General features: G+C 33.7%; 12 protein-coding genes. 7 read left to right on the forward strand and 5 right to left on the reverse strand.

Features of this window, described 5'->3' with window-relative positions; genetic code table 11:
* The first annotated feature begins 131 nt into the window (after positions 1–131).
* The 3 genes from ACQKTA_RS03065 to ACQKTA_RS03075 all read left to right on the forward strand — a co-directional run bounded on the left by ACQKTA_RS03065 (position 132) and on the right by ACQKTA_RS03075 (position 4,822).
* Positions 132–611: a DUF6530 family protein gene (locus ACQKTA_RS03065; protein WP_427814142.1), complete on the forward strand. Its 480-nt coding sequence runs from the start codon at positions 132–134 to the stop codon at positions 609–611.
* Positions 612–629: 18 nt separating this feature from the next.
* A complete protein-coding gene (locus tag ACQKTA_RS03070) occupies positions 630–2,870 on the forward strand; it encodes an AAA family ATPase (protein ID WP_427814143.1) in 2,241 nt (746 codons plus the stop codon).
* 80 nt (positions 2,871–2,950) lie between these two features.
* Complete coding sequence (locus ACQKTA_RS03075; protein WP_427814144.1) at positions 2,951–4,822, forward strand: GH25 family lysozyme; 1,872 nt, start codon at positions 2,951–2,953, stop codon at positions 4,820–4,822.
* A 179-nt stretch (positions 4,823–5,001) separates the two neighbouring features.
* On the opposite strand, the gene ACQKTA_RS03080 is transcribed toward ACQKTA_RS03075, so the two are convergent.
* The 3 genes from ACQKTA_RS03080 to ACQKTA_RS03090 are packed head-to-tail and all read right to left on the reverse strand — an operon-like array spanning position 5,002 to position 6,852.
* A complete protein-coding gene (locus ACQKTA_RS03080) occupies positions 5,002–5,541 on the reverse strand; it encodes a TIGR01440 family protein (protein WP_427814145.1) in 540 nt (179 codons plus the stop codon).
* A gap of 22 nt (positions 5,542–5,563) precedes the next feature.
* Positions 5,564–6,058, reverse strand: coding sequence for an ECF transporter S component (locus ACQKTA_RS03085; RefSeq protein ID WP_427814146.1), 495 nt, complete (start codon positions 6,056–6,058; stop codon positions 5,564–5,566).
* Positions 6,059–6,072: 14 nt separating this feature from the next.
* A complete protein-coding gene (locus ACQKTA_RS03090) occupies positions 6,073–6,852 on the reverse strand; it encodes a bifunctional hydroxymethylpyrimidine kinase/phosphomethylpyrimidine kinase (RefSeq protein WP_427814147.1) in 780 nt (259 codons plus the stop codon).
* A 188-nt stretch (positions 6,853–7,040) separates the two neighbouring features.
* On the opposite strand from ACQKTA_RS03090, the gene ACQKTA_RS03095 reads away from it, so the two are divergent.
* The 4 genes from ACQKTA_RS03095 to ACQKTA_RS03110 all read left to right on the forward strand — a co-directional run bounded on the left by ACQKTA_RS03095 (position 7,041) and on the right by ACQKTA_RS03110 (position 10,925).
* On the forward strand, positions 7,041–7,664 hold the full coding sequence (locus ACQKTA_RS03095; RefSeq protein ID WP_427814148.1) for an NAD(P)H-binding protein: 624 nt from the start codon (positions 7,041–7,043) through the stop codon (positions 7,662–7,664).
* 148 nt (positions 7,665–7,812) lie between these two features.
* Positions 7,813–8,430 carry a hypothetical protein gene (locus ACQKTA_RS03100; RefSeq protein WP_427814149.1) on the forward strand — a complete coding sequence of 206 codons (618 nt, stop codon included), beginning with the start codon at positions 7,813–7,815 and terminating at the stop codon, positions 8,428–8,430.
* A gap of 100 nt (positions 8,431–8,530) precedes the next feature.
* Positions 8,531–9,070, forward strand: coding sequence for a GNAT family N-acetyltransferase (locus ACQKTA_RS03105; protein ID WP_427814150.1), 540 nt, complete (start codon positions 8,531–8,533; stop codon positions 9,068–9,070).
* Positions 9,071–9,368: 298 nt separating this feature from the next.
* Positions 9,369–10,925 (forward strand): glucosyltransferase domain-containing protein, encoded by a 1,557-nt coding sequence (locus tag ACQKTA_RS03110; protein ID WP_427814151.1) that lies wholly within the window; start codon positions 9,369–9,371, stop codon positions 10,923–10,925.
* Positions 10,926–11,217: 292 nt separating this feature from the next.
* On the opposite strand, the gene ACQKTA_RS03115 is transcribed toward ACQKTA_RS03110, so the two are convergent.
* Together ACQKTA_RS03115 and nox are read right to left on the reverse strand one after the other, a co-directional pair.
* Positions 11,218–11,616 (reverse strand): OsmC family protein, encoded by a 399-nt coding sequence (locus ACQKTA_RS03115; RefSeq protein WP_427814152.1) that lies wholly within the window; start codon positions 11,614–11,616, stop codon positions 11,218–11,220.
* A gap of 110 nt (positions 11,617–11,726) precedes the next feature.
* Entirely contained in the window at positions 11,727–13,055 is a 1,329-nt protein-coding gene (nox, locus tag ACQKTA_RS03120) for a H2O-forming NADH oxidase (RefSeq protein ID WP_427814153.1), read from the reverse strand.
* Between the last annotated feature and the right edge of the window lie 196 nt (positions 13,056–13,251).

Consider the following 13,251-nt stretch of genomic DNA (forward strand, 5'->3'; position numbering starts at 1 on the left):
AACTTAGTGAGTTTTTGTTTGCAAAAAAACAAAGAATTTCGTATCCTTGCTTCATTAGTAGTTTAGTAAATTACTAAAGTAGTAAAGGTGATCTATTAAATAAGTGAATACATGCTAAGGAGGAACTTATGATGAAGATTCCGACAAATTTAAAACATAAACCAGTATTTTTAGTGGAAGATTATGACAAAATCGATGGCCATCATGCTTGGAATAGTGATGCAAAAGGTTTGACCTTGGGACTTGCCCAATGGAATGATCGAGGACAGGTAGATATATCAGGTAAAGTTTGGCGTCACACAGGAGAAAAGTGGTTGCGTCAATCAGAAGAATTACCAATTACACGTATCCTTGATTTAGCAATTTTAGTTGCCCAATCGAGTATTTATCTCCAAGATGCTTACCGCTATGAAAAATTCTATGATCCAGAAAATCCGACTGTTGATATTATCGGTGTGCAAGGTGGCCGCATGACAGTAGAAGTAGATACAGAAAATCCTAAGATAGATGAAGATATTATTTTATTCAATGATACGATGAATAAGGACGGCGATCTGATTGCACAACGTTATCGTACATTGAAACGTCTATTAGACGAGTTAGGATATTAGATAAAAGAGGTGACCGAGATGGAGAAACCTTTTGTAGTAACGAAAGGGCGCAGTTTTACTAAAGTAGAAGAGCAGATGATTTGGCAAAAGCCGACTAGCCATAAAACAAGCAAAGAGGAATTGCGAATTGCTGCTGAAATAAAAATGAATTGGCTAGATCCTGAAATGAAAGTAATGAATGTATTGTTGGAAGGCGATGCTGGATCTGGTAAAACACAATTAGCACGGGCGTTGTCAGCAGATTTACAACTTCCGTATACAAAAGTCACCTGTTTTGCTGATATGGATAAAACGGATATTTTTGGAGCGTTGCTTCCAATCGTCAAAACAGATAATGAAGAAGATCATGAATTACTAGAAGCAATTTACCAAACCGATTCTTTACAGGCAGTTCTTGAAGTCATCGAAAGTCATTTTCAAATCGATGCCAATCAAGCCAAAGTTCGATTTCAACAATTGGTCGAACGGATTGATCAAGCAGATAACGTCACAACTGTAGAGTATAAGTTCTATCCTTCAGAAATCGTTCGTGCGATGCAAAAAGGCTACCTACTGGAAATCCAAGAGCCGACAGTTATTCGTGATGCGTCAGTCTTAGTGGCATTAAATTCAGCTTTGGAGCCAAACGGCTTGCTGAATATACCAACAGGGATCATTCGTCGCCATCCTGATTGTGTGGTTATTGTGACGACCAACCGAAATTATCAAGGCAATCGTCCCTTAAATGAATCTTTGCGTGATCGTATGCAACATGCAGAAAAAATGGATCTACCATCAATTGAAGTGATGATTGAACGAGCGATCGCTAAGACTAATTATGAAGATCATGATTATCTGGAGATTATGGCACAGATTATTCGCTTATTAGATGAAACGGCAAAGGCCAATGCAATTAAAGGTGTCGCTGGAATGCGTTCATATTTCTTTTGGGTTAATAGTTTAAAACAAGGCCAAGATCCACTAGAAACGATCTTCCCTAAAGTTTTATATAAACTGACTACAGACGAAAATGAATTAAAAATTTTACAAGACGCATTAGAAGAGAGCCGTTTATTAACGAAGCTGCAGCAAATAAAAAATCAGCAAAAAATACAACAAGGCCGAAAAATTAGCCAAGTAGAAGCTGATAAACGCAATATTTTTGAAGAATCTGAGCAAGCAACGTTAGTCAGTGAACTCGATCAAAATACAGAGGAACGAGCTTCAGAATTAGCTATTGAGGAACAAGTAGATGAAACTGATAAAATCAAAAATATACCTCAAGCAGGGGCCAAGATCGATGAGGAAACAGAACGCGGCGATGCTGAAGCTCAGAGTACATCTGCTTCGATAGATGAGCAAGAAAAAATAGGTTCAGCGATGTCGTTAGATGAACTGACTGAATTGGATAAAACCAAACGAAAAGAGTTGAATCGAGAAATTCGAGCGACCTTAAAAGAAACGATCCATGCAAAAGAAGGAACAATTTTACATCGACCAAAAATCGATGCCTCAGCTATCGCAGAGGGGAAGAAATTAACACAGATTGTTCAACCTGAAGTAGCGGGGTTAAGCCGCGTCATCAATGATTTATTAGATAAAGAAGTCAGCACTGATTATGCTACTGGAAAATATTATGGTACGAAATTCAATCCAAGTCGTGTTGCCTATGGTGATTTAAGAAATTTTGATAAGAAAAATCCACCAAATGAACAACCTTCTTTAGCCCTAGCTGTCCGCGTCGATGAATCAGGTTCGATGTTGAAAGATGACCGGATTCAAAATGCAAAATTAGCGGCAGTAGCATTAAGTCTTTTTGCCGAACAAACAAATATTCCTTTAATGCTATATGGAGATTCAGCAGATCTTAGCCAGCGTGAGAAAACATCGATTTATTCCTACAAAGAATTTGATGATGGTTATGATTTCATAGCCGCTAAAATAGCTACCATGAAACCACGACAAAATAATCGAGATGGCGTACCATTAAAATTATTAGCTGAAAAATTAAGTCAGCAAACTGCTGATACAAAAGTATTGTTATCGATCAGTGATGGACAGCCCAAAGCATTGCCTGATTATACAGGAGCCAAGGCTCAAAAAGACATTCAAGAGGTACTTCACGACTATGAAGGCAAAGGAATTCTTTTTATCGCATGCGCAATTGGTGATGATAAAAAACAATTACGTTCTCTATATGGCGAAGGACACTTTGTGGATATTTCAGATATTTCAAAACTATCTGAGCAGTTATTACAATTAATTGCTCGTTTTGTTTAAATTTCAATAAATAATTTTTTTAATTTGAGTGTATCTTATGATAGAATTAATTTTATTACTAAATAAATAGGGGGATATTAATGGGAGTTAAAAAATTTTTTTTATTAGGGACTTTATTATGTGGAATAATATTTTTTGTATCAAATGTAAAAGCAGTTGAAGACGTAAGCGAAGAAGCAATTAATTCTACATTAGATAGTACTTCGGAAGTTAGTAAATCCGACGAAAGCAGTGATATAGAGACTCAATCAATAAATGAATCAGAGGATTTGACTGAAGTTATAAAAGATGAAGAGATAAATAACGCAGCTTATATGGATCCGCGTAATCGATCGGATTTAGGAGGAGGGAATTTACAAAGTAGAGCAAGAATGGCTTATTCTGTCCCTACAATCTCTGCAACGAACAATAATACTCCGACTAAAAGTTTTGTAGATATTTCTTCACATAATGGTGTTATTTCAGTGAATGATTTTTTGAATATGAAAAAATATGGCGTAACAGGCGTAGTAATAAAACTAACAGAGTATACTACTTATAAGAATGAATATGCAGCTTCGCAAGTAAAAAATGCTAAAGCTGCGGGTCTAAAAGTTTCTGCTTATCATTATAGTTGGTTTGCAACAGATAGTGAAGCACGAGCAGAAGCGGATTACTTTGCTAAAGCTGCTCTTTCTGTAGGTTTAGATTATTCAACTGTTATGGTAAATGATATAGAAGAACCCCAAATTCTTGGTAAAGGGAACCTTACCTCAAGTTCTATAGCATTCCAAAACAGGTTGAATCAGCTAGGATTTAAAACTGTTCGGCATTATTCCTCTTTAAGTTGGTTTACTTCTGGATATTTAAATCAGCAAACATTAGGACAAAAAAATATATGGGTTGCTGCTTATCCATATACCATCTCAAATACAAACAATTATACACAATATGGTTCCTGGCAATGGAATTCTCGATTGACTTTTCCTGAGATTGCTGGTAAAGAATTTGATATTTCTGCAGATTATACTAATACATTTACTCAACCCGACAATTCGTTGATATCCTATTCCAGCCATGTACAAAGTAAAGGATGGCTGAATCAGGTTACTGATAATGCTATTTCTGGAACAGTGGGAGAGAGTAAAAGATTAGAAGCGCTAAATCTATCCCTTTCCAATAGGCTAGATGGCAGTATTGAGTATCGAACTCATATACAAGGAAATGGCTGGGAATCCAATTGGAATAAAAATGGCAGTATTTCTGGTACTACAGGACAAGCGAAACGCATTGAAGCTCTACAAGTTAGATTAACTGGGGATGTAGCAAATAAATATGATGTTTATTACCGAGTTCATTCCCAATATTTTGGCTGGATGAATTGGGCTAAAAACGGAGAATCTGCAGGAACAGAAGGTTTTTCCTATCGATTAGAAGCATACCAAGTTCAGTTAGTACCAAAAGGACAAACTGGGCCTGTTGGATCAGGAAATAAATTTGTTAAGTATCAAGATGCAAATATTGAATACCAAACACATATTCAAACAAAAGGGTGGTTACTGCCAGTAGAAAGTAATCAAATCTCTGGTACTGAAGGTCAAGGGTTACGAATGGAAGCAATCAAGTTAAAGGTTTCAAATAATCCTTTAGGTTTTTCTGGAAATATTGAGTATCAGAGCCATATTCAAAAAGTTGGTTGGCAAAATTGGAAAAATAACTATAATTTATCCGGTACTGAAGGTCAAGGGTTAAGAAATGAAGCTATCAAAATTCGATTGACTGGTGATCTCGCAACTCATTATAATCTTTATTACCGAGTTCATTCTCAGAGTTATGGTTGGTTAGGATGGGCGAAGAATGGTGAAACAGCCGGAACAACCGGCAAAGGCAAAAGAATAGAAGCAATACAGATAATGATTGTTCGCAGAAATGGACTGCCGCCTGTATCAAATTTAGCTTCATGGATTGAATGATAGTTTCATCAGAAAATCAAAATGCTTATATAAATTATTAGATTACGTAAAAAGGCGACAGCAACAAAGTTAAATTAAGAGTTTAACTTTGTTGCTGTCGCCTTTTTCATCGATAATATATTGTTAATTTGACTAAATACCTAAATGTCGTTTTAGCTATTATTAAAATCTATTTTAGGTTAATAGGTAGCACGAGGTCCACCAATGTATTTAGGACGGCTACGTAATGCAGTCACGTGTGCGGCCCCTAATTCTTTGATAGATGGACGAACAGGAACTTGTACGTATTTTACATGCATACCGATCGAAGTATCGCCAATATCGATTCCGGCTTGCGCAACGATATGTTCAACTTCAACAGGATCAGTAAATTGCTCAAAAGCGGCTACAGAACATGATCCGCCAGCATGAAGAGCCGGTTTGACTGCGACGATTTCCCAATCTTTTTTAGCAGCCAAATCACGTTCAACAACTACTGCACGATTGATGTGCTCACATCCTTGAACGGCTAAATATATTCCTTTAGGATCAAGAATTGATTTCAATGTGGCTATGACCCATTGACCGACTTCTTGGCTAGAATTCTTGCCAATCGTTCCGCCAACGATTTCACTGGTTGTACAACCTAAGACAAATACATCTCCGCTTTTCAGTTCAGCCGCTTTGAGCACATCCTCGACAATTGTCGTTAAGTTCTTTTGTAATACTTCTTTTTCCATTTTTATTACTTCTTTCTATGATTTATTTATATTGGGGATGACGAATAACTTTTTGTAATGCTTGAAATAGCGGGACAGTTACTGCGATTCCAAAAAGGTTTTGAATACAATTTCCTGGTAAGGAAGCCAGTCCGGCTGGCCAACCAAATAATAAAGCAGTTGCTAAGGCGTAGCCGATGATCATGAATAAACTTGCGACGATAAAACCACTAGTGAGCCCCTTTTTATTTGGCATACGATTATACAAATAACCTAAAATGAAGCCTTGTAATCCATGGATCAGAATTGAAAAAATGGCCCATTCTGGATAACCAGAAATCAAGTCAATCAAACCGCCACTCATAGCACCTACTAATAACCCGCCGCCAGGACCAAAAAGCAGGGCAGAAGTATATATACCAACCTCACACAATGTGACAAATCCTTTTGTTGCGGGGACAGGGATAATAAATAAAATTGACAAGCTAACAGTCAAAGCAACCATCATAGCTAGCTTGGTCATATCTTTTGTCTTCACGATGATTCCTCCATTCATACATTTTTACCGTACCATACATTGCCTTCGCCATTTTTTAATTCAATTCCATTTCGAATCGCTTGATAAACAAATTCTTTACTTTTTTCAACGGAAAGTAGGAGTGAATCTCCCAAAACTAAATTAGATGCAATGGCTGAGGCAAAACTGCATCCAGCACCGTTGATTGTATTTGCAACTAATTTTGGCTTTGTAAAATATGTCATTTGATGACCGTCATGGAATAAATCTGTCGCAAGCTCACCAGAAAGACGTTCGCCTCCTTTGATAGCGACAGCATTTGCTCCTAATTCAATTATTTTATGGGCCGCAAGCTCCATATCTTTTTTGTTATGGATGGATTGTTGACTCAAAAGTTCAGCTTCTGTTAGATTTGGCGTAATGATCGTCGTAAAAGGGAACAGTTCAATTAATTTTTCTCGATAATCCTTACTATAAACGTTATTGGTCTCTTTAAAGGCCATTACAGGGTCTAAAACTACTGGGCCATCAAATGACTTAATGAACGTTTCAACAAATGCTACTGATTCCAACTGATGGATTAAACCAATTTTTATTCCGTCTAGTGAAAGATTAGCTGAGATCGATTGAAGCTGATCGTTAAATAAAACGGGGGAGATATCATTGATTTCAAATTGATCATTTTTACATGTTGCAATACAGCTGATTGCAGTGACCCCAAATAATTGATGGTTCTCGAAGGTTTTTAAATCAGATTGTAATCCACCACCAGCTAAAGTATCCGATCCAGCAATGGTCAAAATAGTTTTTGTCATAGCAAAACTCCTAATTATTTATCATAAAAAATAAATCTCTTACAACATAATGATAGTTACTATTATAATAGGCTTTTAAAAAAATCAAACAGCCAATTGGTTGTTTTTGAACTCATCCAATTAAAAGTAAAAAGATTTGTTTAAAGTGTAAAAATGGGTTAGCATATCATAAGAGAGGGGTTTTTAAGATGAAAATATTTATTGCCGGAGCAACTGGAAGAGTAGGCGAAGAATTGATTAAAGACCTGACAAAAAAGGGTCATTTCATTTACGCTGGTGCAAGAAGAGAGAATGAAATCACAGCAAATGAGCAGGTGATGCCAGTTCACTTAGATTTACATGCAACAGTAGATGAGATAGCAGAAAAATTATCTGATTCAGAAGTTGTGTATTTTGTTGCCGGATCTCGAGGCAAGGACCTGTTGCAAACAGACTTATATGGTGCTGTAAAATTAATGCAGGCTGCAGAAAAAAAAGGTATCAAACGCTATGTTCAATTAAGCTCATTGTTTGCTTTGCAACCAGAAAACTGGGGCGAATCATTAACTGAATATAATATTTCAAAATATTTTTCAGATAATTGGTTAGTGAATAATACAAAACTTGATTACACGATCTTACAACCGGGAAGTTTAAAAGAAACTCCTGGTAATGGAAAAGTAACGACTAATATAAAGAAACCATATGAAAACTCAATTGAAAATGTGGCATTAGTTTTAGCAGAAATAATAGAGCATGAAAACACGATTGGAAAAGTTATTCTAATGAGTGATGGGGACCAAACGGTTTCTGAAGCACTGAAAACAGTTTAATCAAACACGACTCAATTATTAGTTGAGTCGTGTTTTTACCTTGATTCAGTAATCATGAAAAATATTAAATTATTTCTTAGTCTTTCGTTTCGCTTAATGATAAAATAGGAATGTCAAATAAGGTTTTCGTGATTAAGGAGTATGTCACATGCATTTTCAACTTGTCCATGATCTTAGAATCGTAGAGGGGTTTCAAATGATCAAAAAACGAAATATTGAAAAATATTATATAAAAGAGCGGTATTTTCTTAAAGAAGAAGCGCATAAAACAACAGATAAAACATTCCCCGAATTTAAAGAAGCACGGGATATTTATTTAGAACTCTTCGATGAAACAAAACCAGCTTTCTCTGATCGTACAGAGCGTGAAAAAATACTAAAAGTGTATCAAGTATTTAGTGTGTTCGCCTTAGTTTGTTATATCATTTGGCTATTCAACCATGGGTATTTACAAGGCTCTAGTGTTGCGAACAATTTCCTTTTGATTGCAGTGATCATTAATGTAGGTATATCTAGTTACTTCAATGAAAAAGTAACCGAGCGGATCCATAATAAAAAGACTCATGAGCTCTTTAAAAATGATCAACAATCTTTAGTTAAATTAGCAAGAGTGGAAGAAATCAAACGCAATATATTTCGAGCAGAACATAGAGGTATATCTCTAGTAGAAGAACGGCGTAAAAGTGAAAATAAAGAACCCGAAAAAAGTGTAAGAATACAATTTCAAGAATTGGCAAAAAAAATAAAGAATAGAAACAAAAAATAGCGGATATACTTGGATTTTTTTTCAAGTAATCAGCTGTTTTCTATTTAACGAACAAAAAGAATATTAATATCGCATTTAAAATACTTCTTAAAAAATAAAATTGTCTTTAGGAGGTATTCACATTACTCATTTATTCACATTACGAAAACTGAAGTCTACAGATCGTACATTTTTAAAAACGATTCTACAAAATAAACAATTAATGCTTTTAGGCTGGGGCAAAACCTATACCGACATTGAAGTCGCTCAATGGTTTCAACGAATTCAAGCAGAATATATCAGCAATGGTTATAGTTACTATATAGTTGAAAAAATAGATTCAAACCAGCTTATCGGCATTGCGGGACTATTGAAAACAACGATTAATAAGCAAGAATACACAGAAATCGCTTACATAGTGAAAGAAGAATTCCAAAAACATGGTTACGCAACATTGATCAGCAAACAACTTATTGAACTAGCATTTAACAAATTTCAATTAACTCAAGTAATTGCTCAAAGTAATGTAGAAAATTTTGCATCTCAAAAAGTTATAAAAAATATTGGTATGACTTATGATTTTTCATATTTACGGCTACAAAATAATCGAGCCTGTGAATACCAAGTTTATTCAATTAAGGCTAATTCAAAGATTGAGTGAATTTTATTCAAAATTTATTAGCTAAAAACAATTAAGCCCAAGTAAAAAAGTTAGATAAAAAAAACGATTTAATGCAAAAAAAGCTATTAAAGTAATCAATGTAGTGCTAAATAGGCAAAAATAGTTAAGAAGAACTGTAAAGCGAGCCAAGCTAAATATAGCTATTCATTAGTATTGGATTCCATTAATCTACTTTTGTTAATGTATATTATGTAAACTTTGAAATAATTTTTTATATTGATAATCTATGTTATCATTACTTAGTTAATTAAAAAAAATAAATTAAGGAGAATTTTCAATGCAGAAAATAAAAAAAATACCCTTGGAAAAGAAAAAATACTTTAAAAACATCAAAAAAAATTTTTATCTATTTTTTTTGATGTTTTTAACTGTTGTGGTGATTTATTCACCTAAACTATTTTATAGTAGTTATTCCATAGATACAGAAAGGATGATTTCAAAACCTTACGAAACTCTGAGTTGGTGGTTATCTTTAAATAGATTTGGACTAGTTTTTTTGAAAAAAATTCTTCCTTATGGAATCAAAATTTATCCGTTGTTCATTAATTGGTTAACCTATATACTTTTAGTAATAATCATCTATTTGCTATGTTATCTGGTTTTTAACCAAGAAAAAAATAATTTTCGCTATATGTTTTTGGGAAGCTCATTAATAGCAATCACTACACCTATTACACTAGAACAGACTAATTTTATTTTGCAAAGCGTTGAGGTACAAATTGCGGTTATTTTACAAATTGCATCAGTTTTTTTATTAAGGAAAGGGATTTATAATTCAAAAAAAAGTAGAGTATTTTTTTTCGTTCTCTCCGTTCTTCTATTAAGCTTTTCTTTTTCTGTTTATCAATCTTTAGTTCCTGCTTTTCCTATATTAGCAGTGATATCGGTATATTTTGAAACATCTAATAAGAATGAAAAAATTATTAGTCTTTTTAAAAAATATGTAACGTATATTTTATTGTTTTTAGTATCTATCATTTTATATTTTTTATGCAATAAAATCGTTCATCAAGTATTTGATGTTATTGATGTTGGATATATTAGTTACGATTTTCAATTTTTTAAAGTTCCGTTAAATCAATTTTTTATAAATACATTGAGGGTTATTAAGCATACATTTTTTTCTATAAATACACCTTTTCTATTTATCATTACTACCTCATATATGGCGCTCTTATTTTTATTGATTATTTTTAATAGAAATAAAAATTTAGAAACAAAAGTATGTAATCTCATCATATTAAGCATTGTGGCTATTTCAGTTTTTTTTCTAATAATTACATTAGGCATTACTGGACCTATAAGAAGCTATTATCCTACAATACCTTTTGCTTTATTTTTTCTCTCTCTTGCTTGTTTTGAAGAAATTGAGCTAACATCTTTAAAAAGAGGTTTATTTTGTTTAACAATTATTTTAGCTATAATACAAGGAGTGTTTACTTACAAATTAGCTACAACAACTGCTATCATTTATAAAGAAGATGTGCAGTCCGCCAATGTATTAAAGAAGGAATTTAATAAATTGAACGTAACTCCTAAGGACGGCTATAAAATTGCGGTTTATGGAGGATTAAATCGTTCAGACATTAAATACACTCGAGGAGAAATTATTGGGTGCTCACTTTTTAATTATGATACTAACTTTACCCTAGGGAATTCTCAACGTATTTCTGATTTTTTAACCAGTCAAAATTTTAGAATTGGATTTATAGAAAACCCAGAAGAATACAAAAAAATGTCGTCTGAAGTTAAGAATATCCCCCAATATCCTGATAAAGGTTTTATAAAAATTTACGATAATTACTTATTAATAAATTTATCTACCATGCCTTAACTCAGAATTAATTCTGAGTTTTTTACTAATTTTTAATCATTATCTATAAAGATCCTATAAAATATTTATTGCAATGATTTTTATAGGATCTTATTATGCTGTTTTTACTGGCATGAAGTCTAGTAGCCATGACATCTGCTAATGATTGCAGTGATTTTAACTTATCGTCTGAATTATCTTCTACTTTCCGTGGAATTTTTTACTAAACTCTAGCCTGCACTTACGTAACGTAGGTATTCAGTCTGAAAACTGCTTGATTCTTCTAAAATTAAATTAGGGCGTCTATCAAAAATTAAATAAATTCAACTGTTTCAGTCACTTGAATTGTTGGATCTAATGATTGAATGACTGGGCAATTAGCTGGAATCAGTTTCAAACAATGAATCGCTCTGTTTTGATCCGCTTCAGGTACGTTGTTAGCAATAAATTTAAGTTGGATCTCACTGACAGGTTCTGCCTTTTTTTGTTCATTACGACGATAAGTGACTTCAATTTTGGAAATCGTTGCTTCAATTTTAGAATTTTCTAAGATTGAAATATAAACATAACCACCACAAGCCGCTACTGAACTCACCAACATTTGAACTGGGGAGTATCCCTTCTCCTTAGTTAAGATCCACTCTCCCTTTTTTGTATGCATTTCAAATTTATTCTCATCATGTTGATAAATTTCTAATGTTTCTACTGTCATCATTTTTGCTCCTTATACATATTCTGTTTCAACTCTGACCCATTTAGCTAATTTAGTCAAAAAAAGTGTATTATAAAAGCCCAGAAAGAATTCTTTCTGGGCTTTTTATCTTAGTCGGCACTTAGTGCAGCCATTGTAATATAATTATATGGTTGATTGAAGTGCGGTAAGAAGAAGATATCTAATAGTTTCAATTTATCGATTGTTACTTTTTCCTCGATTGCCAATGAGAACATATGAATTCCCATTGAAATATCCTCATAAGATGCCATTTGAGCACCTAAAATGCGTCTTGAGCTTTCTTCGTAAACGATCCGAATTTTTACTTTATTATTTTCTTTCATAAATCCTGGTTTTTGCAAGTCTTCGAATTCGGTATATTTAACATTGAAGCCAGCTTTCTCTGCGGCTTGAACCGTTAATCCAGTCGAAACCATATGATAACCAAAAATTGAAATTCCATTTGACCCTTGTACCCCAATTGATTCTAATGGTGTACCACCGATATTATGTCCTGCTACGATTCCTGAACGGACCGCGTTAGTTGCTAAGGCGATATAGGTTGTTTCTTCCAATGCATTAGAATAAATAGTTGAACAGTCACCCACTGCGTAAACATCTGGATCACTCGTTTGTTGATGGAGATCAACTAGATAGGCGCCATTATTGAATAAATCTAAGTGCGCTTTTCCTAAATTGTTATTTGGAACGAAACCAATCGCATTGATGACTAAATCAACTGGGTATTCTCCTTTATCGGTGACGATTGCTTCAACTTTTTCTTGACCAAGATATTCTTTCGCCAATTCATTGTAATGCAGTTCGATACCATTTTCACCTAGAACTCGATCCATATCTTGAGTAAACCATGTATCATAGTAATTTGGTAAACAACGTTCCGCCGCATCAAATAGCAAAACATTTTTTCCACGACGTTTTGCGGCTTCAGCTATTTCAACACCGATATACCCAGCGCCAATAACCGCTACATTTTTAACATCTGATTGTCCAATGGCTTTATCAACCGCTTGCCCATCTTGGAATAATTTTAAAAATTCAACGTTTTTTAAATCTTTTCCTGGAATATTCGGCGAGATTGGTTTAGAACCAGTTGCTAGAATCAATTTATCATAATTTTCATCGAATATGCCTTCTGCGTTCTCACAGTGGACAATTTTTTTAGTAAAATCAATGGATTCGACAGTTGTCCCCATATAGATTTTTGCTCCTTTTTCTTCAAAGGCTTCTTTATTTGTATAGAATAAGTTTTCATAAGAATCAATTTGTCTTCCTACCCAAAGAGCAGTACCACAACCTAAATAACTAAGATTAGTATTTTTATCAATCATTACAACTTCTTGATCTGAATAATTATCTAATAATGTATTTGCTGCTGCGATGCCTGCATGATTAGTACCTATAATAACTGTCTTGGTCATATAAAAAACTCCCTTGTGATTATTTTAACTTACAAATACATTATACACACATTACAGATTATATTCATTATCTTTTGATAATATTTTTTGTATTTAAATAACTTTTTATCTTCGAATCACTATATCGTCTAAAAAATATACTGAACATGACTTTTAATTCCTTTTCAAAAATTACTTAAATAACAAAAAATTCTAC

It is taken from the genome of Enterococcus sp. 22-H-5-01 (assembly GCF_050310005.1).
GTDB lineage: Bacteria > Bacillota > Bacilli > Lactobacillales > Enterococcaceae > Enterococcus_A > Enterococcus_A hailinensis.

What these genes read in the sequence shown, in the direction of transcription:
- ACQKTA_RS03065 (WP_427814142.1), top strand. Translation starts at nt 132, where the DNA reads ATGAAGATTCCGACAAATTTAAAACATAAACCAGTATTTTTAGTGGAA.
- ACQKTA_RS03070 (WP_427814143.1), top strand. Translation starts at nt 630, where the DNA reads ATGGAGAAACCTTTTGTAGTAACGAAAGGGCGCAGTTTTACTAAAGTA.
- ACQKTA_RS03075 (WP_427814144.1), top strand. Translation starts at nt 2,951, where the DNA reads ATGGGAGTTAAAAAATTTTTTTTATTAGGGACTTTATTATGTGGAATA.
- ACQKTA_RS03080 (WP_427814145.1), bottom strand. Translation starts at nt 5,541, where the DNA reads ATGGAAAAAGAAGTATTACAAAAGAACTTAACGACAATTGTCGAGGAT.
- ACQKTA_RS03090 (WP_427814147.1), bottom strand. Translation starts at nt 6,852, where the DNA reads ATGACAAAAACTATTTTGACCATTGCTGGATCGGATACTTTAGCTGGT.
- ACQKTA_RS03095 (WP_427814148.1), top strand. Translation starts at nt 7,041, where the DNA reads ATGAAAATATTTATTGCCGGAGCAACTGGAAGAGTAGGCGAAGAATTG.
- ACQKTA_RS03100 (WP_427814149.1), top strand. Translation starts at nt 7,813, where the DNA reads ATGCATTTTCAACTTGTCCATGATCTTAGAATCGTAGAGGGGTTTCAA.
- ACQKTA_RS03110 (WP_427814151.1), top strand. Translation starts at nt 9,369, where the DNA reads ATGCAGAAAATAAAAAAAATACCCTTGGAAAAGAAAAAATACTTTAAA.
- ACQKTA_RS03115 (WP_427814152.1), bottom strand. Translation starts at nt 11,616, where the DNA reads ATGACAGTAGAAACATTAGAAATTTATCAACATGATGAGAATAAATTT.
- nox (WP_427814153.1), bottom strand. Translation starts at nt 13,055, where the DNA reads ATGACCAAGACAGTTATTATAGGTACTAATCATGCAGGCATCGCAGCA.